1 protein-coding gene is annotated in these 261 nt (G+C 72.0%); it reads left to right on the top strand.

The genetic code is table 11. From position 1 onward, the window contains the following. On the top strand, nucleotides 1-261 hold a 261-nt coding region (locus SB660_RS21600), incomplete at both ends, for a hypothetical protein (RefSeq protein ID WP_410584466.1).

Below are 261 nucleotides of genomic sequence, written 5' to 3'. Positions count from 1 at the left end.
CGGCGAACGCGGCAAGCGTCTCTGGTCGGCCGAGGAAGCGGATGCCGTCGAGCGGGCCGCCGGGGATCCTCCCGCACGCGGCGTCGTCGAGACCGCCGATGGCATCGAGACCCTGACGGTCTGGATCGGCGTCGAGCGCTTCGACAACGGGGCGGACGTCCGCGTGCGCGTGCGGTTCTTCGCCGACCGTCCGCACGAGGTCGAGGTCGCAGGCTACGCGAACGCGGCATCCGTCCCGCTGTCCCACCTGATCCTCACGGC

The organism is Bacillus sp. SIMBA_005 (genome assembly GCF_046535585.1).
Classification (GTDB): Bacteria; Bacillota; Bacilli; order Bacillales; family Bacillaceae; genus Bacillus; species Bacillus pumilus.
The sequence above is the reverse complement of the archived record's forward strand: the minus strand, read 5'-3'. Positions and strand labels throughout refer to the sequence as shown.